Here is a 23,245-nt window from a genome sequence, read left to right as displayed (position 1 = left end):
AGGGCCTGATCGTATGGCCGAGTTGGTGATGTTCGCTGCGGCACGACAGATTGCAGGGGAGGCGTCGAACAGTATGTCGGGATCGACCGTCAGGGAGGTGCTCGATACTGCGGTCGAACGATACGGTGCGTCGTTCGCCGAGGTGCTGGCGGTCTCGCGTATCTGGATAAATGGACGATCGCTGGCTCTCGACGAGGATTCGCCGTGCTGCGATAGGGACGAGATCGCGGTCCTGCCTCCGATCTCCGGCGGATGATGTCGACGACAGTGGGCAGCGTGCCGGTCCATCTCCGAACGGTGGACCAACATCGTTGCGCGATAAAGAAACTGGGAGTATCGGCAAAGGTGCGTTCCGTGTCGATCGGCAACGCGGTGGGCGCAGTGGTCGCCGAGGACGTCGTTGCCGACCACGCACTGCCGGCGTTCGACAACTCGGCGGTCGACGGATTCGCCGTTCGCTCTGCCGATGTCGTCGGTCCGGAACATCTGCCCGTACGGTTGCTCGTCTCCGCGTGCAGTGTCGCAGGTGGACAACCGACACCGCTGCACCTTCGTCCGGGGGAGTCGGTACAGGTCATGACCGGTGCCGCGGTTCCGTGCGGCGCAGACATGGTGATTCCGGTCGAAGGAACCAGTGGGTTCGTCGAGACATTCGGTGCCCTGGAGGTGACGATCCACTCGGTCGGCTCGAAGAGCAACATCCGCAGTCGTGCCTCGGACTTCGAGGTCGGCGAAGTCGCCGTCCGGGCAGGCACATCGGTCACGCCGGCCCAGGTCGGTGCTCTGGCGGCGCTCGGTCGCACCCATGTACTGATCGAGTCGGCTCCGGTCGTGGCGGTGCTGTCGACGGGATCCGAGGTTCGACCGGTCGGGACGGAACTCGCGCGCGGTGAATGCTACGACGCCAATTCGGCGATGATCGTGGCCGATCTGCTTCGGTGCGGTGCCGACGTTCACCTCGAACCGGCCGTCGCCGACGACGTCGACGCGTGTCGGGCGGCACTGGCCCGATGCGCCGCGGTTGCCGATGTCATCGTCACGACCGGTGGGATCAGTGCGGGTACCGAAGAGGTGATCCGGCTCGCGCTAGCAGACCAGGACGTCGAATTCGTCTCGGTTGCAGTCAAACCGGGCAAACCGCAGGCGTGCGGAAAAGTCGAGGGAACTCCGATCGTCTGTCTGCCCGGAAACCCTGTCAGCGCGTTGATCTCGTACGAACTGTTCGTCCGGCCGATGATCGTTGCGGCACTGCGCAACCCGCGAGCAGAGCGAACGATCAGAACGGTCAGGGTAGCGGGGGAGGCCGTTCCTGCCTCACCGGTGCCCCGGGTCATGCTGGGCATCGTCGACGGTGAAAGCGCCGCGATCATTCGATCGCACTCGGTCGGTGCGCTCGCCCATGCCAACTGTGTGATCGTAATTCCGCCCTCCGACGGCGGCCTGGGTCCGCCGGGTGAGTACCCCGCATGGATGCTGGACTCGGTCGCGTCGACGCGGCGAGGTACCTGCATCTGAAAACTCGAAGAATCTCTCCGCGACTCTCGCGTCGATGTGAGGAGAGTGCACGCATTTCGTAACGCAAACGCCTCGGATGGCTTACGCCCAAGGCCTACCGTGGGTGCACTCGAACCTAGCGCGGAGTGCATCATGACGTCATATTGGACAACCAGGGGACTCGGTCCGGCCGATCAGATGAGCTATTGGGCCGACGTCCTCTGCCAGGCATTCACTCCGCTGGCACCGTGGCGATCTCGGGACCACGTCGAACGCAGTTCCTCGAGCTCCGGACTTCCCGGGTGGGTGCGCTCGGCGGCGATCGGGGGTGGCAATGCAGCGGAGATTGCCTCCTGCACACAGCGAATCGACCACGGAAAACGTGAAGTTGCCCGCGCCGACGAGGACGTCGTTTTTGTCAACCTGCAATTGGACGGGCAGTGTACGACCACTCAGGACGGGCGGCAGTGCACCGTCTCCCGAGGCGAATTTGCCATCGTCGATTCGACTCGCCCGTACCGGCTCGAGTTCGTCGAGCCGGGTAACGACGAACTGTGGCGAGTGCTGTCTTTCCGACTGCCGCGCCCTCTGCTGGCAGACGTGGTCGGCCCGTCGGCAGCGACTACTGCGCGGCGTTTTTCGAGCTCGTCGGGCTCGGCTCGCTTGCTCAGCTCGTTGATGGTGGAGACCTGGCAAACCGATTCCTCGCTGCATCCCGCCGAGCGACAGATGATCGGTGCCGCCCATGTCGATCTGCTCCGTGCGGTGCTGGGAGGGACGGCCGAACGGGGTGCCGGATGCTCTGTGCAGACCGACGAAGTACTCCGGGTGTCCGCAGTTCGATACATCGATTCCCGGCTTCCCTTCGGCCGAGTTCCCGCCACCGAGGCAGCCCGCCACGTAGGGGTATCGGTTCGCACCCTTCATGCCCTGTTCGAGAGGGCCGGAACGACTTTCGGTGCTGTCGTCCGTGAGCATCGGGTCGAAGCGTGTCGTCGTGAGCTTGCCGATTCACGCGACGATCGATCGATCGGCGCGATCGCTGCAGCGTGGGGATTCTCGGATTCGGCGCATCTGGCCAAGACCTTTCGATCGCGCTTCGGATGCAGTCCGGTCGAATATCGCGAGTCGGTGAAGACAAGGGAAGTACCACAGCTGGCTCAGGGGTGAAACGCTCTGTCCGAGTGTGCAGAACGGTACCGATCATGGCGCAGTCCGATACAAGACGTGGACACGTCGGCCCGTGAAACATGGTGTGCAGGGCAGCGTCGCCCGATTCCGTTCTCCACCCCATCAGGACAGACATCGAGGAGTCTCACATGACCCTGAGTTTCGAGCTCAGCCCCGAGCAGATGGCCGTGCGCATGCAAGCGCGGCAAGTGGCAGACGACATCCTGAGCGAAGTAGCGGCAGCTATCTCATCCTTGCCGCGGCCGGAGGATCGCTTCTACGCACTGCAGCCGGTCTACAAGCAGTTGGCCGGTCTCGGATTCGTCAAGGGGCTGGTTCCCGACCAATACGGCGGCGCGTACTTCGACAACTTGACCTTCGCGCTCGCGGCCGAGGAACTCGCTCGGGTCGACATCAACACTCCCACTGCATTGCTCGGCACCGGATTGGGACTCAACCCGATCATCAATTTCGGCACCGAGGAACAGAAGAATCGCTGGCTCCCGTTGTTCTGCGACGGCGAACCCCGATTGGCTGCGATCGCCTACACAGAGGTGACCGGCGGAGCAAATTATGACTCGGAAGACCCGACCGTCGGAATCCGGACCTTCGCGCGTCGCGAGGGCGACGAATGGGTCATCAACGGTGCCAAGCACTACACCACCAATGCCTCGGGCTGGGACGGTCAGGGTGCCGACCTGATCAGTGTGGTCTGCCGTACCGATCCTGCACTGCCGCCGTCGGAGTCGCTCGCCGTCATCGTCGTGGAGAGGGGAACGCCCGGGGTCGAAATCACCGACATGATCGACACCATCGGACATCGCGCCACCAATTCGCCGCGGGTGGAATTCCGCGACGTGCGGGTGCCGGTCGGCAACCTCATCGGCAAGCCGGGCGACGGGTTGGACATCGTCGCCACCGCCTTCTCCTGGACCTGCTCGTCCATTGCTGCTGCGTGCGTGGGCAGGATGCGAGCTGCGTTCGACTATTCTCTGCAGTTCGCCAAGACCGACCATCGGTCAGGTCCGGTGCCGGTCATCGAGTATCAGAACGCCGGATACATGTTGGTGGACATCAAGACTCGCATCGAGGCGGTCCGCTACTTTGCATGGAAGGCCGCCGATCATTTCGACCGTACCGGCGGACGTGACCGCGAATTGGCCAACGAGGCAAAGATCTTTGCATCCGAGACGGCCGTGCAGGTCGTGTACGACGCCATGCGTCTCGTCGGCGTCGATGCGTACACGAACCTGACACCGATCGCGGTGATCATGGAAGACGTCCTGTGTTTCCCGGTGTACGACGGAGGCAACATGGGCGTCCGACGGCGCAACGTCCACAATTTGCTCAAGGCGGAGGGATTCGATTCTCTTGCCGCAGCCGAGAATCGGTTGTCGGTACCCGAGCACGCCTAGACCCACAGAGGCAGTGGTGTCAGGATCCATTGCGATCCTGACACCACATCGGTCGCTCCCGTCGATCCGAGTCTTGGTAGCCTTTCGAGATGATCGACCCTCGACAGGCTTGGTGGTGGCTGCGTTAGCAGCCCGGTCGATCATGTCCCGCGGGCTGTACTCAGCCCGCCGATGTCCTGAATTCGGATCGAAGCGCGGTCGGTACAGCCCTTCGTTCTTTCAGGAGGAATTCGATGGACACTTACTTGTCCAGCATCGGCCGTAGCGAGGCGCTCGCCTCCGACATCGCTGCTGATCCAAGTAGCTACACAACGTTGACCGGTGAACGACCAACAGGTCCACTGCATCTCGGTCATCTCTTCGGGACAATTCGAGAGCGAGTTCGGCTGCAGGATCTAGGGGTCCGGACAATGGTGGTCTTGGCCGACTATCAGGTGATCACCGATCGCGACGCAATCGGGCAAGTGCGGCAACATGTGTACGACGCTGCGTTGGACAATCTGGCCGCGGGTATCGACCCCGAGAAGTCCATGATCTTTACCCATTCTGCGGTACCCGCCCTCAATCAGCTGATGCTACCGTTCTTGAGCCTGGTGACCGAGGCGGAACTCCACCGAAACCCCACTGTCAAAGCAGAACTCGCCGCCAGTGGCCGCGCACTGAGTGGGCTGTTGCTGACGTACCCGGTGCACCAGGCGGCCGACATCCTGTTCTGCAAAGCGAACGTGGTGCCTGTCGGCAAAGACCAACTTCCGCACATCGAGATGGCGAGGACTATCGCGCGGCGATTCAACTCCCGTTACGGCGCGGTATTCGAGGAGCCGCAGGGTCTGCTCACCTCGAGCCCCGCCGTTCCTGGACTCGATGGCCGCAAGATGTCCAAGACCTTCGGCAATGCGATCACGCTGTCCATGACACCGGACGAGACAGCCGCGGTGGTGCGAAGAACGCCGACGGACGCAGATCGACACATCTCGTTCGATCCGGATGCACGGCCGGGGGTGTCGGCACTGCTCACGGTCGCGGGCCTGTGTACCGGGCAGGACCCGAGATCGATCGCCGCAGACATAGGCGGTGCTGGAGCCGGATCGTTGAAAGGTCTTGTGACAGAGGTAGTCAACTCGACTCTGGCGGAACATCGCCGTCGTCGGGCGGAGTTGGCCGCCGACCCTGACTACGTGAGATCGGTGGTGAGCCGGGGGAACGAGCGTGCGAACGAGATCGCGGAGCAGACGCTGAACGAGGTACGCGCAGCGATGGGTACCGCGTATTAGGCCCGCCTGCTCGAGACGGTCGTCGATGCGATCGAAAAGAGGTTCAACTCACGACCTCCAGAGTTCGACCTCGGGTGATCGGTCCCGCTCGGAGAGGTTGACACGACCTGCCGAGCTTGCGCTTCGGTTTCTTGTCGGTGGTCCGGGTTACTGTTCTTCTTGTTCGAACAGGCGTTCTTGTTTCGGGTCACCGGGGGGTGAATGGGGATGGCAGTACCGATCGTGTCGCTGGAGGCATTGACTGCTGCTGCGTGTGCAGAAAATCGTCACGCTGCCCGGAAGGTCGCTGCCTGCTATCGGGTGCACTGCGAGTGGATCGAGAGCGATATCGAGCACAAGCACTACAGCCGGTACGGGCGCACCGAAATGGCAGTGGCGTTGGGGTGCTCGAAAACCGTCTCCGAATCGTATGTGTCCGTCGGTGTTGCCCTGCACACCCGGCTTCCGTTGGTGAAGACCGCGTTCGAGGCCGGGGAGATCGACTTCCCGCGAGTGCGGACGGTGTGCCGGATCCTCGACAACCTCTCCGACAGCATCGTGTCTCTGGTCGAGGAAGAGGTTGTGGAAGCCGCGCGCAGGTGTTCACCGGGTCCCCTCGAAAAGGAGATCTGGGACATCCTGCTGCGGGTCGCGCCGGAGGAAGCGGCAGCACTACGTGAGTTCGCGAAGAAGTTCCGGAACGTCACCTACAGCCCCGCCGGCGAACTCACCCGGATCAGGGCCGAGTTGACCGCACCCGAAGCCGCGGCGGCGTGGCAGCTCCTCGAGGAGATGGCCGACACCCTCTGCCCGAAAGACCCCCGAGGCAAGAAAGAACGCCTGTGCGATGCATTCATGGCCCGCATGCACGGCGAACCCCGCCTGACATGCCTGTGCCACCGCGACGACTGCCCGAAAAAAGATGCAGAGCTGCCCGATCGGCGGGTACCGTTGACGATGGTCACCGTCGACATCGCCACCCTCATCGGATTGCTGGCGAACCCGGCGTATCTGGCCGGGCACGGATCCATCGATCCGGAGCTCGCGCGGGAGTTGGCACGGAACAGTCAGTGGCAGGTCCTGCTCACCGAAGCAGTCACCCTCGCCGAGAAGTTGGGCCTGGCGGTGCAGAACCCGGAGACCGGGGAATGGGAACGACGCCCGGACAGTGAGAAGGCTAGGGCTGCAACAGGACCCGAGACGGAAACAGATGCGCACGCCGACGCCGACGCGGACAGAGACGCCAACGCGGACACAGGCGCAGACCTGGATTCGGCTGCTGATGCTGATGCTGGCGAGGGAACGGGGTCGGCCACGGATTGGGATAGAGAGGCTGATTCCTCGACCGAACCGAATTCGTCCAGTTCGCCTGCTCCTGCTCCTGCTTCTGCGCCTGGGAACACCTCGGCACCAGCGGCACCAGCGGCACCGGCAGATGAGGTCGACGAGACCGACGATGCTGAGGAGAACGACGAGTCCACACCCGTACCTGCGGGCGACCCGTCGGCAACCCCCGACCCGGACGCCGCCGATCCTGTCCGGAAGCAGGCAGCAACACGCGCTGGGGCACCAGTGACCGACCCGCTACCGGAGGCAACGTCGAACACCGACCCTGCTGCACGAACCGAACCCGAGTCAGCTCCACGATCACCTGCGCGACAGACATCGCCGGCACCTGATACCGGACCGAACTGTCCGGAATCACGCTCTTCCACAACGCTATCCGGCTCCACAACAGCTGGTCCGACGCCAGTACCTGAACCAGCGACGGCCACCTTGTCATCGCCCACTTCGAAGCCGCCAGCCGAGCAAGGTTCAATACCGGATCCAGTCCCAGCAGAGACTGGCCCGACCGACCCGGCACCGGGCGACGATCGACCTCAGCGTCGTCCGCAGTCGCTGACCTCCGCTGCAGCCCTGTACTGCACCCACACACCAGTCGGCAGGGGAACACGGCACAGCTCTGCCCTCGACCTGCCCTCCGCAATCCGGCTCAACAACCGCACGATCCCTACAGCAGGCCACACGCCCTCGGGCCTCTACCTCGGCAACGCATCGCTCGCCGCTGCACTCGAAGCCGCCATCGCCGCCGACCCCACCCTCGGAAAATCCGTCCCCCGCGACCCCCTCACCGACCGCGCCCTGATCTACCGCCCCGATGCCCTCACCACCGCAGCGGTCCGATTCCGCGACAAACACTGCCGCTTTCCCGGTTGCCACCGCCCTGCCGCACGCTGCCAACTCGACCACGTGAACCCGTTCGACCACACCAACCCTCTCGGCGGCGGCTGGAGCACCGTCAACAACCTGCAATGCCTCTGCGAATACCACCACACCGTCAAGACCGCCGGCTACTGGAAAGCCGTCATGCTCCCCGGCGGCGCGATCCTGTGGACATCGACATCGAAGACCACCCGAATCACCCTGCCCACCAACGGCACAGCCGTCCCCATCCTCGGCAACGACCTCAGACCACACATCCCCACCCGACCCAAACGATCCGGCATCATCGCCTACCCCCACCCACCCGACAGCCACGAGCCGGTAACAGAACCAACCGACGTAGACACCGACGCTCTGCCGTTCTAGGGAGTTACGCCCCGGACGCGAAACCTGTTCAGGTGAATTGGTGTGCCCAGGTCTTGTCGATCACGAGCCACCCGCCGTGATGCTCCGAGGTCTCGAACATCGAACCCGTCGACCGCCCCAAGTCCACCAACGACGATTCGTCGAACGTGCGGACGTGTCCGTGGCAGGCGGTGGTCTCGGCCTCGAAGGGCACGGCAACCACGACACGAGTGCGCGCGATGCGTAGTGCTTCTTCCACTATGCGGGAGCCGGTCTCGGCGTCGACGTGTTCGAGGAGATGCAGTGCAGTCACCGTGTCGACGCTGCTGTCGGCAACGGGAACATCTGCCGCGTCGCACACCACGGTGTCGAGTGTGATCCCGAGATGCGGGGCCACGACGGCGAGCAACCGCATGGTGCCGGCGGAGAGGTCCGTCGCAGTCACCGAGTGCCCCTTCATCGCCAGTCGGAGCGGGAAGAAGCCGAAACACGACCCCATATCGAGCACCGATCCGACGATCAGGTTTTCCGCGTGTTCGTGGACGGGAGCGAAATCGGCGGTGCCCGAGAGCAGCTCGTCCAGTGAATTTCGGTAATAGGTCGCCCATGCGTCGACCGGATCGGCGACGGTGGTGCGGACGATCCCGACCAACACCAACTCGAATTCCCGCTGTGAAAGACCCACATGACGTGCCTGTGCGGTCACGATCGGAACCAGGCGCTCACCGATCTCGGCCGACGTCAGGCCATGGCACACCTGCACGGTCGATCCGGTTCGGACCGCGTCGAACTCGAGTCCGTGGAGATGGCGGACCACAACGTTCTCGTGCGCCCAGACTCCATCGGGGCTCGGTGCGAGTGCATCCAGTTCGGTCATCGAAGTCATTTCTGTTCGTCGGACGCCGGGAGTGGCCGCCCCTTCGGTGAGGTCGAGCGTTCCACACATCGGTCGACGAATCGGCCGCTCCCGCGCAGGTCGGGCCGCTCGGACGTTGTGGACCCCGCATGCCGGACGGGACGACACCTACCCATATGGACGGTTGATCGCGACGGCAGACCAGTTCCTCCCGTCACGCCGGTTCCGAGTCGTGGTCGGCCGCTAGCGTGATGATCCGAGACACAACCAATCGGATTGTGACCGAGCATATTTCGCAGGAGGTTTCAGATGTCGAAGAAGAACGAGAACGCTGTGGTCGGTACGGCTGTCGTCGAATCCGACTTGATCGAAGAGTCGTTGGTAGAGGAAGTGTCGATCGACGGCATGTGCGGCGTGTACTGATCATGACCACTGCAGTGCAGGACGCACTCGATCTCGATGCGCCGTGGGCACTTCACCCACAGGTGGCGCTGCGCCCCGAATCGTTCGGGGCGCTGCTCTACCACTTCGGAACACGCAAGCTCTCCTTTCTGAAGAACCGCACGATCGTGGCGATCATCGAATCGCTGCCGGAACACTCGGACATGCGTTCGGCGATCGCGGCCGCAGGGATCACCGAGTCGCAGTCGGCCCCATACGTGAAAGCACTCGCAACGTTGGCCGACTCGAGCATGATCACCCGCCCGTAAAGCCACACCCATTAGCAGAAGAGGACTTCCGCCCATGACCTCCACCCTCGAAAGACCCGCTCCGGTAGGCAAACTGGTCGACCAGTTCGAACTCGGACTCGACGCGCCCATCTGTTTGACGTGGGAGCTGACCTACGCCTGCAATTTGTCGTGTGTGCACTGTCTGAGCTCGTCGGGTCGCCGTGACCCTCGCGAACTGAGCACCGAGCAGTGCAAGTCGATGATCGACGAGTTGCAGAAGATGCAGGTGTTCTACGTCAATATCGGTGGTGGGGAGCCGACGGTGCGGTCGGACTTCTGGGAGCTGGTCGATTATGCGACGGCGCATCAGGTGGGGGTGAAGTTCTCGACCAACGGGGTCAAGATCGACAATAAGGTGGCCGCGCGTCTGGCCGCGTCGGACTACGTCGATGTCCAGATCTCCATCGACGGCGCAACCGCCGAGGTCAACGACGCGGTCCGCGGACCGGGTTCGTTCGACATGGCCTGCCGAGCGTTGGAGAATCTGAAGGAGGCCGGCTTCCGGGACGCGAAGATCTCGGTGGTCGTCACCCGGCACAACGTCAGCCAGCTCGACGATTTCAAGGCTCTCGCCGACAAATACGCTGCGACACTGCGTATCACACGGCTACGGCCGTCGGGTCGCGGCGCCGATGTCTGGGACGATCTGCACCCGACGGCCGGTCAGCAGCGTGAGCTCTACAACTGGCTCGTCGCCAACGGTGAAGGCGTGTTGACCGGCGATTCGTTCTTCCACCTCTCGGCATTCGGTGACGCTCTGCCCGGGCTCAACCTCTGCGGTGCCGGACGAGTGGTGTGCCTGATCGATCCGATCGGCGACGTCTATGCCTGCCCGTTCGCCATTCACGAGAACTTCCTCGCCGGCAACATCGTCCGTGACGCGACTGTTGCTTCGGAAACGTCGGCGGGCATGGGCGGGTTCCAATCCGTATGGCAGACATCGGAATTGTTCCAGGATCTGCGCTCGCCGCAGACCTCGGGCGCGTGCACCAAGTGCGCCCACTTCGACGCGTGCCGCGGTGGGTGCATGGCAGCGAAATTCTTCACCGGCCTGCCCATGGACGGACCGGACCCCGAATGCGTCATCGGGAACGGTGAAATGGCGTTGGCAGCGGCGGGGGAGATCCCCAAGTCCAGTGTCGACCATTCCCGGACCGGGCAACGCAAAACCCCACGAAAGTCGGTGCCGCTCACGTTGATGATGCGTCCACCGACCAAGATCTGCGACGAGAACCCGCTCGCAGGAATGGAACAGGAAGCGTAGTGATGGCGAAGAGTGCGTGGTTCGAGACCGTTGCCGAAGCGCAACGGCGTGCGAAGAAGCGTCTACCGAAGTCCGTGTACGCCGCCCTGGTGGCAGGCTCGGAGCGCGGACTGACGGTCGATGACAACATGGCGGCGTTCGGTGAACTCGGCTTCGCCCCGCATGTGGCCGGGCTGTCGGACAAGCGTGATCTGTCGACGACGGTGATGGGGCAAACGCTGTCGTTCCCGGTGATGATCTCGCCGACGGGCGTGCAGGCGGTGCATCCCGACGGTGAGGTCGCTGTCGCGAGAGCCGCTGCGGCGCGGGGGATTCCGATCGGTTTGTCCTCGTTCGCGAGCAAGTCCGTCGAGGAGGTCGCGGCGGCGAACCCGCAGACGTTCTTCCAGATGTACTGGGTCGGATCGCGCGAGGTACTGCTGCAACGGATGGAGCGGGCCCGCGCAGCCGGGGCGGTCGGACTGATCATGACGTTGGACTGGTCGTTCTCCAACGGCCGCGACTGGGGAAGCCCGTCGATCCCGGAGAAGATGGACCTCAAAGCGATGGTCCAGTTCGCCCCGGAAGGCATCACCCGCCCGAAGTGGTTGTGGGAGTTCGCCAAGACCGGCAAGATCCCAGACCTGACGACCCCGAACCTGACCCCGCCCACGGGTGGTCCGGCCCCGACGTTCTTCGGTGCATACGGCGAATGGATGGGCACTCCGCTGCCGACGTGGGAGGACGTGGCGTGGCTGCGTGGGCACTGGGGTGGGCCGTTCATGCTCAAGGGCGTGATGCGCGTCGACGACGCGAAGAAGGCTGTCGACGCCGGGTGCACGGCGATCTCGGTGTCCAACCACGGCGGCAACAATCTCGACGGCACCCCGGCTCCGATCCGGGCTCTTCCTGCTATCGCCGAGGCCGTCGGTGATCAGATCGAGATCACCCTCGACGGCGGTATCCGGCGCGGCAGCGATGTGGTGAAGGCACTGGCTCTCGGTGCTCGAGCCGTGCTGATCGGCCGGGCATACCTGTGGGGTCTGTCGGCGGGCGGTCAGGCCGGTGTGGAGAACGTGCTCGATATCCTGCGCGGCGGAGTCGATTCCGCTGTCCTGGGGCTCGGGCACAACTCGGTGCACGATCTGTCGCCGTCGGATGTGGTGATGCCGGCCGGTTTCGATCGCAGGCTGGGTGTGTGACCGACTGGTTCGAGACTGTTGCCGAGGCGGAGCGGCGCGCGAAGAGGCGTCTGCCGAGGTCGGTGTATGCGGCGTTGGTGGCGGGATCGGAACGCGGAATCACTGCCTCGGACAATACGGCTGCGTTCGCTGAACTCGGGTTCGCCCCGCACGTGGTGGGTCTGTCGAACGAGCGGGAGTTGTCGACGACGCTGATGGGGCAGCCGCTGTCGTTTCCGGTGATGATCTCGCCGACGGGTGTGCAGGCGGTGCATCCCGATGGTGAGGTTGCCGTCGCGAGGGCGGCAGCGGCACGCGGTGTGGCGATGGGGTTGTCGTTGTTCGCGAGCAAACCTATCGAGGAGGTCGTCGCGGCGAACCCGCGGACGTTTTTTCAGCTGCACTGGGTGGGTTCGCGGGAGTTGTTGGGACACATGGTCGAGCGCGCACGCAGTGCGGGTGCCGTCGGGTTGATCGTCACGATGGACTGGTCGTTCTCCGAGGGCCGCGACTGGGGGAGTCCGGTGATTCCCGAACGGCTCGATATGGCGGCGATGATGCGGTTGGCACCGGAAGCACTGGCGCGTCCGCGATGGCTTGCGCGGTGGGCGCGGACGGGTACGTTCCCGGATTTGACGGCACCGAATCTTGCTCCGCCAGGAAAGCCTGCGCCGACGTTCTTTGCCGCATATCGCGAGTGGAAGTCCACCCCGCTGCCCACGTGGGAGGACATCGCCTGGCTACGTGAGCAGTGGGGTGGACCGTTCATGCTCAAGGGCATCTCGCGGGTCGACGACGCGGTGCGGGCTGTCGATGCAGGTGTCACGGCGATGTCGGTGTCCAATCACGGGGGCAACAATCTCGACGGCTCTCCGGCGTCGATTCGGGTGCTGCCGTCGATCGCCGAGGCGGTAGGCGATCAGGTCGAGATCACCCTCGACGGTGGTATCCGGCGGGGAAGCGATGTGGCGAAAGCACTCGCGCTCGGTGCGCGGGCAGTGCTGATCGGGCGGGCGTATCTATGGGGGTTGGCGGCGAACGGTCAGGCAGGGGTGGAGAACGTCCTCGATATCCTGCGCGGCGGACTGGATTCCGCTGTACTCGGACTCGGGCATGCATCGGTTCGCACGCTCGGACCATCCGATGTCGTCGTACCGCCCGACTTCGCTTGCGCCGATCGACTCCCCGGTCCGGTAAACCCGACGCCGATCGGAGTAGGAAACTCATATCCGAGGAGCTGATTTCGCGCCCGGCCATCCCGCGAGGGGTAGTCGAACCGATGGTCACCAATCGGACAGGTGAGTGTGACCGTCCTGCAGTGCGCGGGCGAACAGGGCCGCCTTCGTCGGCGCGTTGCGGCCCACTGCCGCGTACTTCTGTCGGACACGGGTGATGTGCGTGTTGATCGTGCCCACCGAAATGTAGACGGACCGAGCTGCGTCCGTTTTCGAGTCGGAGGCGAACCAGGCGATCATGACCTCGATCTCGCGAGCGCTCAGCGCAGGCTTGGCGCGGTGAGCTTCGGTCGGTGTTGGGAGTGCCCCGGGTGCCGACTGCCTCGGCCTCCGGAACGAGTGATGTACCGCCGATGCCGACGTCTGCTCGCGCACGAAAATTCCCCCTCGTGAATCCACCTACCCCGACCGCTGCGTCCATCGTGGAAGGAAACTCACCGCGGATCCAGCTGTGCACGGAAGTCCATACAAGGTCAATACGGACGGATCCGGGCTCGACGTGTGCGTCATTCAAACGCAGCAATTTGCAGTTTCTGCTGCTCAGTGGGGTGTTCGAGTGCATCGGCTCATGATCTCCCGGCTCTATAGTTCTCGCCCATGACCTCTGATCGCCCGGATCCCTCGTCGATCTCGGATCGCACCGAATTCGCCGCGGGGTTGCGTGCCATCAGGACTCGGGCGGATGCCACGGTCCGCGATATCGTCGAGCGTTCCGGTGGCCTGCACGGCACCATCAGCGGCTGGTTCTCCGGTCACCACGTACCGACGAAGGCCAGCGCCGAGATGTTCGCTGCAGTGCTCGTCGCCTGCGGAGTGGACGACGAGGACGAGCGGGCACGGTGGTGGGACGCAGTGTCGAGGGTGCGGTCCGTCTCGGGCAGGCGCTCGGTCGACCCGGCGAAGGGCAACCCGCCGTACAAGGGCTTGGAGGCGTTCGGGACCGCCGATGCGGAGTGGTTCTTCGGACGCGACGACGTTGTCGAGCGTCTGAGCGCGCGCGTCCGTGAGGTTCTGGAGACAGGTGGAGGCATCGTCTTCGTCGTCGGTGCATCGGGTTCGGGGAAGTCCTCGCTGCTGCGTGCAGGCCTGGCATCGAGGTTCGCTGGTTCGGAAATCTGCTCGGGCGTCGGCGATATCCGTGCCTTTCCCGAGCGAGTCGGGTCGCTCGAGTCGAGTTCGGTCGTCGTTCTGGATCAGGCCGAGGAGTTGTGGACGCTGGCGACAGCGCGCGAGCGCGAGAACTTTCTTCGTGCGGCATCGGCTTCGAGCGACTCCGGGTCGGTGCTGGTGGTCGGTCTGCGGGCCGACTTCTATCAGAACGCCGTATCGGAGGATGCTCTGCTGTCCGGACTGTCCGACAACCTTGTGGTCGTCGGCCGCCTCACCGAATCGCAGTTGCGGGAAGTCATCGTCTCGCCTGCAGCCAAGGCGGGCGTCACCGTCGACGATGCCCTCGTTCAGGTACTGATCGGCGAGTTGGGTCCACGCGGATCGCAGTTCGCCCACGACTCCGGTGCCCTGCCGTTGCTCTCGCATGCACTGCTGACCACGTGGCAGGTTTCCAACGGCAGAACTCTGACCGTCGCGGACTATCTCGCAACCGGCGGAATCGGCGGAGCGGTGGGCCAGAGTGCCGAGGAAGTCTTCTCCGCCTTGACTTCCGAACAGCAGCGCGAAGCACGCCGCATCTTCATGCGTCTGGTCAATCTCGACGACGACGTGGTCACGCGCCGCCGCGTCGATCGTCTCGAGCTGTTCCACGGAGACGACGACATGGACGTGGTCACCGACGTCGATGTCGTCATCGAACGGTTCGCCGCGGGCAGACTGCTGACCGTCGACGAAGAGACGGTCCAGGTGACGCACGAGGCGTTGCTCACGGCATGGAAGCGGCTGCGTGAGTGGCTCGACGACGATCGTCAGTGGCTGGTCGAACACCGTCGGCTCACCCAGGCGGCCGAACTGTGGGAGAACAACGACCGCGACGAGGGCTCGCTGTTGCCGGAGTCCAGGCTGGTGGTGGTACAGGAATCCGTCGGACCGGTGCGTCGGCGCGATCTCAATTCCATCGAGAGGCTCTACCTCGAAGCAAGTGCGAATCGAATCGAGCAACAACACCGAAACGACCGACGTCGACGACGCATTCTCGAAACGCTCGTCACTGCATTGGCGATTCTGACCGTACTGTCGGTGACACTGGCGGTCACCGCGTTCGTCGCTCGCTCGGACGCGAACAAACGGCGGGTCGATGCCGAACATGCAGAGGCAGAAGCCGTCTCTCGTCAAATCGCTGGTGTCGCAAGCCAATTGAGGAATCAAGATCCCGGTCTGGCGGCGTACTTCGCGTTGGCGTCGTACGAGGTGGATCGAACGTCCGAGGCGCGATCAGCAATACTCGATTCGTCCGCGATCCACACTCCGGTGCGGTTACTCGGTGTGGAAGGCGGGGCGGTGACCTCGGTCGACCCGGCCGGAAGCCTCGTGGCAACAGCTGGTTCCGACGGTCGCGTCCGGATGTGGTCCCTCGCGGACGGCCACGCGCGACTCGGCGAGATCACCTCTCGTGACGCATCGGCGCTGACGTTCGATCCGCGGGGTGACGTTCTCGCCGTGGGTGGGTTCTACGGCGTCGAACTGTGGGATGTGTCGGATCCGACGGCACCGATAATGTTGTCGCGCAACGATGTCGACGAGGTGCGAAACCTGTCCTACTCTCCCGATGGCCGCTTGCTTCTCGTCGGCACCGGGGCCGAGTCGTTGCCTGTCCTCGACGTCGCCGATCCTGCGCGGCCGACCGCAGTGGCCGAAGTGGCTCAACCCGGTTCACCGACAGCGACTGAGTTCAGCCCCGATGGGCGGTACCTGGTGACGGTCGGTCCCGGGCGCGCGATGCGGTTGTGGGACGCCGCGCAGCTGACGAGGTCTCCAGCAGCCCCCACCGTTCCACTGATCGACGTCCCCTCGGACGGATCGACCTACACCGCACAACAGTTGGCCTTCTCGCCTGACGGCACCACGTTGATCGCCGGTACTACCGGTCGTGAGGTTCTGCGGTGGGCTGTCGACGCAGGCCGGTTGTCTCCTCTGCCGGCGTTGACGGGATTCACCAGCTATGTCAACGATGTGGCGTTCAGCGGGGACGGGACTCTGATCGCTGCGGCGAGTTCGGACAATTCCTCGAAGGTGTGGGACGCGGCCTCGGGAACGCCACAGCTGACGCTTCCCGGTCCTTCCGAGGTGAGTTCGCTCGTATTCACCCCGGATCGCTCGTCGATCGTCACTGCCAGTGGCGATGGAATCACCCGGATCTGGCCGCTGCCCGGACCAGCTCTCGCCGATGCCGGCGACACGATCTTTCAGAACCCCATCGGTGCATCGGGAACGCGTTTGCTCGTCGGAGCAGGCACCCGGGCTCTCGCCACGACGCTCTGGGACGTCTCGGACGTCGAGCATCCGGTGGCGTCGAAGCCGTTGGTCATCGGTGACGGTATGGACCAGACGGGCGCGGTGGCGCTCACTGCGGACGGAACCCGGGCGGCGGCGGGTACGGCAACCGGAGGATTTCAGCTGTGGGACACAACCGATCTCGCCGATCCGGTGGCGCTCGGCACCGTTCGGACGGCAACGAGCAGTCTGACTGCTGTGTTGGTCTTCGACCGCACCGGGACCTTGCTGGTCGCGTCCGGCCAGAACTCGAACGACGTGTCGTTGTGGTCGCTTCTGGACCCTGCCGCTCCGCGCATGGTGTCGACCCTGAATGCGGGAAACTATCCCGCCGGAATGGCACTGTCTCCCGATGCGTCCGTACTGTCCATCGCCAGTGTCGGTGGTGTGGTCGAGCTGTGGGATGTCGGAGACCCGACCGATCCGCGCCGGACGGCCGTGCTCGGCGGTTTCGGAAGTAGCGTCCAGGCCGTGGCCATCTCACCGGACGGGAGAACTCTTGCCGCGGGCAGTGCTGATCGCTCGATTCGACTGTGGGACATGACAGACTCCGCAGAACCGCAGCACCTGGCTCGAGTCGTCGGGCCGTCGAGCCCGATCTCCTCGCTCGCCTTCGATCGGTCCGGCACCCGGTTGGCCGCGGGCGACGGTGGATCGTCGGTCTGGCTGTGGAATGTGGCGGACCGTGCCGCACCGTCGCAGTACGCCGCCCTCACCGCATACGGTCAGCGCGTCAACGACGCTGTTTTCGCCGCGGACGGGCGAGTGCTGTTCGGCGGTGGCACGGCCCGCGATGTTCGCATCTGGCGAACCGACCCCGACGAGGTTCGTACCCATCTGTGCGAATCCGGCGGGTCGGTGGTGACGGAAGCGGAATGGGCCCAATACCTACCCGGTGTTCCCTATCGGGGCTTGTGCGAGACCTGATGGACTCGGAGATGGTGTACTGACACCATGACCGACAAGTCTCCGAGAGTCCCCCCGACACTGTCTGCTCTCATCGCGATCGTCGCGTCCTGCGTCGTGGTCTACGTAGCGTTGTTCGCGGACTCGATGTCGACTGTTCTGCAGGTTGTGTTGCTGCTCGTCGGCGTGCTGGTCGCCGGCGGAGCGATCGGCTACACCGTTGCCACGCTGACTCGTTCGCGGTAGCAGTCACTCGCGGCTGAAGCCCTCGAGCATCCCCGTGTAGAGCTTGGCCGGCGGAGTCGCGAATTCGCCCCGCTTTCCGGTGCCCAGTCCCAGCGAGACGAGGGACTGAGCGAAAAGGGTTCCCGCGGCCACACCGTCGACCACCGGTACGCCGATCTCGGCCGAAATGTGTTGGCACAGATCGGCCATGCCCGCGCATCCGAGTACGACGGCATCGCTGCCGTCCGTCTCGACGGCGACGCGGCACGCCTCGGTGACGATCTTGCGGGCATCGGGATCGGTCTCGAGATCGAGGACCGGCAGCTCGCACGCATGGATGCCGAGGCAGTGGCGTCCGAAGCCGTAGTGGTTCGCGAGATCCTGAGCACGCCCGATGGTGCGTCCGAGTGTGGTGACGACGCTGAATCCTCGGCCCAGGAAGCTCGCGGCGTGCATGGCCGCCTCGGCGATGCCGATGACCGGCCCGGCCGCCAGCTCGCGGGCTGCGTCGATGCCGGGATCTCCGAAGCAGGCGATGACGTAGCCGTCGACCCCCGCGGCCTCGCCACGGGCGATCTCGGCGAGAATGCCTGGGACGCTGAGCGCTTCGTCGACGTGACTTTCGATGGACACGGGCCCCATCGAGGGGCTGACCGCGTCGACGACCGTGCCCGGGCCGACCACGGCCCGGGCACAGTCGCCGATCGTTGCGGTCATCGAACTGGTGGTGTTCGGATTGATGACCTTGATGAGCACGGAAGAAATCCTATGCCTTCGCTGGAACGTCGAAGTTGGTGACAGCAAGCTTGGTTCGCGTCGCCAGGTAGTAGTACATGACGAATCCGATGCCGCAGCCGATGAACCAGCTGTACTTCGATGCCGTCGACATACCGGCGATCTCCATACCGTCGATGGCCCCGTTGAAGAGCACGGTGAACATCGCGACCAATGCGCCGACGATGGTGGAGTACACCGCGGCCGGGTTGTAACCCTTGGAGTACCAGTACAGCCCGGTGGGCGACATCGAGAACAGCTCGTCGACCACGACCTTCTGCTTGCGGACGAGGTAGTAGTCGGCGATGAGGATGCCGAACAGGGGTCCGATGAATGCACCGAGGGTCTCGAGCGTCAGGTGGATGACGTCGGGGTTGTTGTACAGGTTCCATGGCGTGATCAGCACCGAGCCGATGGCGGCGATCATGCCGCCTGCGCGCCAGCTGATGCGCTGGGGGCTGACGTTCGAGAAGTCGAATGCAGGGGAGATGAAGTTGGCGACGATGTTGATGCCGATGGTGGCGATTGTGAAGGTCAGTGCTCCGAGGACGATGGCAAACGTGCTGTCGATCCGGGCGACGGTCTCGACCGGATCGGTGATCAGTTCACCGAACACCGGAAGCGTCAGGGAGGCGGTGACGACGACGAGAATCGAGAACACCAGGAAGTTCACCGGCAGGCCGAGGAAGTTGCCCTTCTTCACCGCCGCGTAGGACTTGCCGTAGCGGGAGAAGTCGCCGAAGTTCAGCATCGGGCCCGAGAAGTAGGAGACGACCAGAGCGATGGCACCCAGCATCACCGGAATGGAGCTCAGACCGGTGTGCTCGACCTCACCGAGATTGAGATCGATTGCGCCCCAGCCTGCTTTCCAGATCAGGTAGCCGCACAGCATGAACATCACGACGTAGACGGCCGGGCCGCAGAAGTCGATGAACTTACGAATGGACTCCATGCCACGCCAGAACACCGCGGCCTGGACGACCCAGAGGAACAAGAAGCTCGCCCAGCCCAGCAGCGACAACCCTGCGAAACCGTAATCCGCGGTGACGGCGTACGGAGCCAGCGACGGGAACAACTTGATCAACACGATGTCGAGAGCGGCCGAGGCCAAGAACGTCTGAATGCCGTACCAGGCCACTGCGATCAAACCGCGAATGATGGCTGGAATATTGGCACCGAGGACGCCGAAAACACTGCGGCAGATGACCGGATAGGGAACACCCGACACCTGGCTCGGCTTGGCGACGAGGTTGCAGAAGAAGTAGACGATCGTGATGCCGACGAGCAATGCGATCAGCACCTGCCAGCTGGCCAACCCGAGCGCGAACAGGCTGCCCGCGGTCACGTAACCGCCGACCGAGTGCACGTCGGACATCCAGAAGGCGAACAGGTTGTACGACGTCCACGTCTGCTTCTTCAGCGGAGCGAGGTCCTCGTTGGTCAGCCGCGGGTCGTAGCTGTCCTTGATCAGGCCACCACCGACGGGGTGGCCCGCGGCTTCCACGAGATCTCCCGTTTGAGCGGGACCGTGCGCTGTATCTGTCATCGATGCTCCTGACGGCATGGCATTGAGGTGAACGAAGGAGGTGAACGAGCGAATGAGGAAAAGCTAGCGGCGAAGTGTTGCGCATTCGTGACGAGAGCGATATATCTTTTCGGTCATTCCTGCAGGCTCCACTCCCGTATCTTTTCGGGTCGTTCCTGCAGGCTCCACTCCCGTATCTTTTCGGGTCGTTCCTCCGCTATTCCGACGGCGGGTCGGCAAACAATCCGTGGTCGTTCGAAAGTGTCGAAATGACCGAATTGAGACGCGTGTGGTGATGTTGTGCTGCGCTGAGCAGTCCGGCGGAATCGCCGTCCAGGAATGCCGTGAGCATATCGGCATGGTCGCTGTGCAGCGACGCCCTGTCGGACCCGGCGACATGCACCATCGGTTGCACGGGTTCGGTTATGTTCCATGCTGATTCGAGCATGTGCAGCAACCGGTGCATCCGAGACGGGCGCGTCAGGGACAGGTGGAATTCACGTGAGAGTCGGTGATACTCCCGCGAGTCGTCGCGAGCCAGTGACGCTTCGAGTTGCCGATTGATCTCGGCGATGTGTTCGCGGTCGGCATCGGTGGCGAGTTCGACGGCGATCGGAAGCGCTGCCGTCTCCAGAACCTCTCGGACGATGTACATTTCGCGTAGTTCGGCTGCCGTCAACTGGGCGACCGTATAGCCCAGATTCGGCCGATGATCGACCAATCCCTCACCGATCAGCGTCTTGAGCGACTCGCGCACCGGTATTCGGCTGACCCCGAACAGTTCCGCGACTTCGTTGAGTGGAATAGGGGTATTCGGTGGAGCGTCGCCAGCGAGAATAACGCAACGCAATTCGCGCAGGATCGACGGCTGCGGGCCGCCGGGTGCCGATATCGACAATTGCGAGAGCAATATGGATCGACGACGGGGTGGCACGAATCGAAGATTAGCGCCCGTGTGTTTCGACGGCGTGACGGCTTCGTTCCATCCGATAGCATCTGCATCCATGGCCACGGACTCCCTCGGTGCGCAGTACTGGCCGGACGTCGACGGGTCGAGGACCCTCGTCGTGCCGGTCGGTTCGATCGAGCAGCACGGACCGCACCTTCCCCTCGACACCGACACCCGTATCGCCGACGCCGTGGCGCGAACCATTCCCGACGCAGTCGTGGCCCCGTCGATCGCGTACGGGGCCAGTGGCGAACACGAAGGCTTTCCCGGCACCGTCTCGATCGGTGCAGCCGCGCTCGAAACACTTCTGGTGGAGTACGGACGTTCCGCGTGCCGGTGGGCCGAGAGAGTGGTGTTCGTCAACGGCCACGGCGGAAACGCGCCGACGGTGCGCACCGCAGTGCTGCAGCTCCGGTACGAGGGACGCGATGTCGTGTGGTTTCCGTGCGCGATACCCGGAGCAGATGCTCACGCCGGACGGACCGAAACGTCGTTGCTACTGCACCTTTCGCCCGAGGTGGTGAACATGGCGAAGGCGCAGGTGGGAAATGTGACCGACATCGCCGCCCTGCTGCCTGCACTTCGCGACGGTGGATTGGCACCGATCACTGCCAACGGCGTGCTCGGCGATCCGACCGGGGCCGATGCGGACGAAGGGCGTCGCGCCTTCGAGCAGATGTGCACCAGAGCAGCCGATGCAGTCGGGCGATGGAGTCCCTCCGAGCAGGGCGTGATCTCGTGACCGAACCCGGTGAAACGACTGGTCGCGACCCAGACGAGAAGCTGCGAAAAACGGGGAACAGGTATGTTCCGTCCGATTTCACGGGTGGCCGACACTTCGGCGTCTCGTCCGCTTACGATCTCCTGATGGGTGAAGGTCGGTTGCCTGATGGCTTCGGGGTGCGAGTCGATCCACGCGTACGCACATTCTCCGAAGGACGCGTCCTGATCGGTGGTTCACCGACCCGCATGCTCAAGCTCGCACCCACCGCTGCGGCGATGATCGGCGATGGATTCATCGAAGTGACCGACTCGCAGTCCGCTCTCGTGGCTCGCAAATTGCTCGACTCGGGTGTCGGGAACCCGCGCCCGATGTCGATCCCGTCGCCGTGCGACGTCACCGTCGTCGTACCGCTCAAGAACAACGAGGCGGGGTTGGAGCGCTTGATCGCGGCACTCCACGGTCTGCACGTCATCATCGTCGACGACGGCTCTGACGTCCCGGTCGCAGTACCGCGGATCTCCTGGAGTGTGGGCAGCGTGACGGTGCTGCGGCACGAGCGCTCACGCGGACCGGCTGCGGCGCGAAACACTGGCTTACGATGTGCCACAACGGATTTTGTCGCGTTCTTGGATTCGGACGTCGTCCCACGCAAGGGGTGGCTGGAGGTGATGCTCGGTCACTTCTCGGATCCGGCGGTCGCTCTGGTGGCCCCCCGCATCGTCGCACTCGAGCCCGAGGGCAGCGCGCTGGCCAGGTACGAACACGCCCGGTCGTCGCTCGACCTGGGCCGCAAGGAAGCGGCGGTACGGGCAGGCAGTTCGGTGTCGTACGTTCCCAGCGCCGCGATGTTGATGCGCCGGTCGGTGGCAATGGACTGCGACGGATTCGACGAGTCGATGCACGTGGCCGAGGACGTGGACCTGTGCTGGCGACTGCAGGAGGCGGGGTGGCGGCTGCGCTACGAACCCGTCGCCCACGTCGCGCACGAGCATCGCGTCACCTTCGTCGAGTGGTTCGCCCGCAAGCTGTTCTACGGCACCGGTGCCACACCGTTGTCGGCGCGTCATCCGGGCATGGTGCCGCCGATCGCGATGTCTCCGTGGACGTTGGTCGCGTGTCTGCTCGCCGCGAGTCTGACGCGGATCGGACTCGTCGGTGCCGCCGCCACACTCGGCGTGACGATCGTTCGCCTGCGCAAGATGTTCGTCGGTCTCGATCAGCCCACGCGGATCGCGGCCATTCTCGCCGCCGAGGGTTTCGTGGCGGGGTTGTGGCAACTGGCGTCGGCCCTGTGTCGACATTATTGGCCGATCACCCTGCTCGCCGTGCTGCTGTCGAGTCGAATTCGTAGAATCGCGCTGGGATTGGCTGTGGCAGAGGCATTCTCGGATTGGTACAAGCATCGGGAGCTCGGCGGCCTCGATCCTGTGCGTTATGCCTTCTACAAACGAGCCGATGACGTCGCCTACGGAGCGGGGCTGTGGCGCGGCGCACTGTCCGCCCGCAGCGTCGAGGCCCTCAAACCCCGCCTCGACGGCTGACGAGGTGCGAG

20 protein-coding genes are annotated in these 23,245 nt (G+C 63.9%); 15 read left to right on the top strand and 5 right to left on the bottom strand.

Features of this window, described 5'->3' with window-relative positions:
- The first annotated feature begins 13 nt into the window (after positions 1-13).
- The 6 genes from CH251_RS03595 to CH251_RS03570 all read left to right on the top strand — a co-directional run bounded on the left by CH251_RS03595 (position 14) and on the right by CH251_RS03570 (position 7,921).
- Positions 14-256 carry a MoaD/ThiS family protein gene (locus tag CH251_RS03595; protein WP_094611849.1) on the top strand — a complete coding sequence of 81 codons (243 nt, stop codon included), beginning with the start codon at positions 14-16 and terminating at the stop codon, positions 254-256.
- Positions 253-1,515, top strand: a complete 1,263-nt coding sequence (glp, locus tag CH251_RS03590; protein WP_094611848.1) for a gephyrin-like molybdotransferase Glp — start codon at positions 253-255, stop codon at positions 1,513-1,515. The genes CH251_RS03595 and glp overlap by 4 nt, the downstream gene beginning before the upstream one ends.
- 132 nt (positions 1,516-1,647) lie before the next feature.
- Positions 1,648-2,664: a helix-turn-helix domain-containing protein gene (locus CH251_RS03585; protein ID WP_094611847.1), complete on the top strand. Its 1,017-nt coding sequence runs from the start codon at positions 1,648-1,650 to the stop codon at positions 2,662-2,664.
- Between the two features lie 149 nt (positions 2,665-2,813).
- Positions 2,814-4,079: an acyl-CoA dehydrogenase family protein gene (locus tag CH251_RS03580; RefSeq protein ID WP_094611948.1), complete on the top strand. Its 1,266-nt coding sequence runs from the start codon at positions 2,814-2,816 to the stop codon at positions 4,077-4,079.
- 176 nt (positions 4,080-4,255) lie between these two features.
- Complete coding sequence (gene trpS / locus CH251_RS03575) at positions 4,256-5,353, top strand: tryptophan--tRNA ligase (RefSeq protein ID WP_373454912.1); 1,098 nt, start codon at positions 4,256-4,258, stop codon at positions 5,351-5,353.
- A gap of 207 nt (positions 5,354-5,560) precedes the next feature.
- Positions 5,561-7,921, top strand: coding sequence for an HNH endonuclease signature motif containing protein (locus CH251_RS03570; RefSeq protein ID WP_179275125.1), 2,361 nt, complete (start codon positions 5,561-5,563; stop codon positions 7,919-7,921).
- A gap of 28 nt (positions 7,922-7,949) precedes the next feature.
- On the opposite strand, the gene mftM is transcribed toward CH251_RS03570, so the two are convergent.
- Positions 7,950-8,777, bottom strand: a complete 828-nt coding sequence (mftM, locus tag CH251_RS03565; RefSeq protein WP_094611947.1) for a mycofactocin oligosaccharide methyltransferase MftM — start codon at positions 8,775-8,777, stop codon at positions 7,950-7,952.
- 288 nt (positions 8,778-9,065) lie between these two features.
- Between mftM and mftA the strand changes: the two genes are divergently transcribed.
- The 5 genes from mftA to mftD (CH251_RS03540) are packed head-to-tail and all read left to right on the top strand — an operon-like array spanning position 9,066 to position 13,152.
- The gene (mftA, locus tag CH251_RS03560; protein ID WP_082073741.1) at positions 9,066-9,179 is read left to right on the top strand and encodes a mycofactocin precursor MftA; all 114 of its coding nucleotides are present in this window, start codon (positions 9,066-9,068) and stop codon (positions 9,177-9,179) included.
- Between the two features lie 2 nt (positions 9,180-9,181).
- The gene (gene mftB / locus CH251_RS03555) at positions 9,182-9,466 is read left to right on the top strand and encodes a mycofactocin biosynthesis chaperone MftB (protein WP_094611844.1); all 285 of its coding nucleotides are present in this window, start codon (positions 9,182-9,184) and stop codon (positions 9,464-9,466) included.
- Between the two features lie 34 nt (positions 9,467-9,500).
- Complete coding sequence (gene mftC / locus CH251_RS03550) at positions 9,501-10,751, top strand: mycofactocin radical SAM maturase (protein ID WP_094611843.1); 1,251 nt, start codon at positions 9,501-9,503, stop codon at positions 10,749-10,751.
- 2 nt (positions 10,752-10,753) lie between these two features.
- Complete coding sequence (gene mftD, locus CH251_RS03545) at positions 10,754-11,932, top strand: pre-mycofactocin synthase MftD (RefSeq protein WP_094611946.1); 1,179 nt, start codon at positions 10,754-10,756, stop codon at positions 11,930-11,932.
- Entirely contained in the window at positions 11,929-13,152 is a 1,224-nt protein-coding gene (mftD, locus tag CH251_RS03540) for a pre-mycofactocin synthase MftD (RefSeq protein ID WP_094611842.1), read from the top strand. Before mftD (CH251_RS03545) ends, mftD (CH251_RS03540) begins: the two co-directional genes overlap by 4 nt.
- A 42-nt stretch (positions 13,153-13,194) precedes the next feature.
- Here the strand turns inward: mftD (CH251_RS03540) and CH251_RS27160 are convergent, their stop codons facing one another.
- Positions 13,195-13,521 carry a LuxR C-terminal-related transcriptional regulator gene (locus CH251_RS27160; protein ID WP_143537913.1) on the bottom strand — a complete coding sequence of 109 codons (327 nt, stop codon included), beginning with the start codon at positions 13,519-13,521 and terminating at the stop codon, positions 13,195-13,197.
- Between the two features lie 222 nt (positions 13,522-13,743).
- Here CH251_RS27160 and CH251_RS03530 point away from each other — a divergent pair, with 222 nt between their 5' ends.
- Positions 13,744-17,517 carry a hypothetical protein gene (locus CH251_RS03530; protein ID WP_094611841.1) on the top strand — a complete coding sequence of 1,258 codons (3,774 nt, stop codon included), beginning with the start codon at positions 13,744-13,746 and terminating at the stop codon, positions 17,515-17,517.
- A gap of 27 nt (positions 17,518-17,544) precedes the next feature.
- Entirely contained in the window at positions 17,545-17,742 is a 198-nt protein-coding gene (locus tag CH251_RS03525; RefSeq protein WP_094611840.1) for a hypothetical protein, read from the top strand.
- A 3-nt stretch (positions 17,743-17,745) separates the two neighbouring features.
- Here the strand turns inward: CH251_RS03525 and CH251_RS03520 are convergent, their stop codons facing one another.
- The 3 genes from CH251_RS03520 to CH251_RS03510 form a co-directional block, all read right to left on the bottom strand.
- A complete protein-coding gene (locus tag CH251_RS03520; RefSeq protein ID WP_094611839.1) occupies positions 17,746-18,477 on the bottom strand; it encodes an aspartate/glutamate racemase family protein in 732 nt (243 codons plus the stop codon).
- Positions 18,478-18,487: 10 nt separating this feature from the next.
- Complete coding sequence (locus tag CH251_RS03515; RefSeq protein ID WP_094611944.1) at positions 18,488-20,041, bottom strand: NCS1 family nucleobase:cation symporter-1; 1,554 nt, start codon at positions 20,039-20,041, stop codon at positions 18,488-18,490.
- A 196-nt stretch (positions 20,042-20,237) separates the two neighbouring features.
- Entirely contained in the window at positions 20,238-20,954 is a 717-nt protein-coding gene (locus CH251_RS03510; RefSeq protein WP_094611943.1) for a GntR family transcriptional regulator, read from the bottom strand.
- Between the two features lie 70 nt (positions 20,955-21,024).
- Between CH251_RS03510 and mftE the strand changes: the two genes are divergently transcribed.
- Together mftE and mftF are read left to right on the top strand one after the other, a co-directional pair.
- Positions 21,025-21,711 carry a mycofactocin biosynthesis peptidyl-dipeptidase MftE gene (mftE, locus tag CH251_RS03505; RefSeq protein ID WP_094611838.1) on the top strand — a complete coding sequence of 229 codons (687 nt, stop codon included), beginning with the start codon at positions 21,025-21,027 and terminating at the stop codon, positions 21,709-21,711.
- A gap of 125 nt (positions 21,712-21,836) precedes the next feature.
- Positions 21,837-23,234, top strand: coding sequence for a mycofactocin biosynthesis glycosyltransferase MftF (gene mftF / locus CH251_RS03500; protein WP_094611942.1), 1,398 nt, complete (start codon positions 21,837-21,839; stop codon positions 23,232-23,234).
- Positions 23,235-23,245 lie beyond the last annotated feature (11 nt).

Origin of the sequence: Rhodococcus sp. 06-462-5 (genome assembly GCF_002258315.1) — a bacterium.
Lineage (GTDB): Bacteria > Actinomycetota > Actinomycetes > Mycobacteriales > Mycobacteriaceae > Rhodococcoides.
Note: the sequence above shows the minus strand (reverse complement) of the source record. Positions and strands in the feature narration are given on the sequence as shown.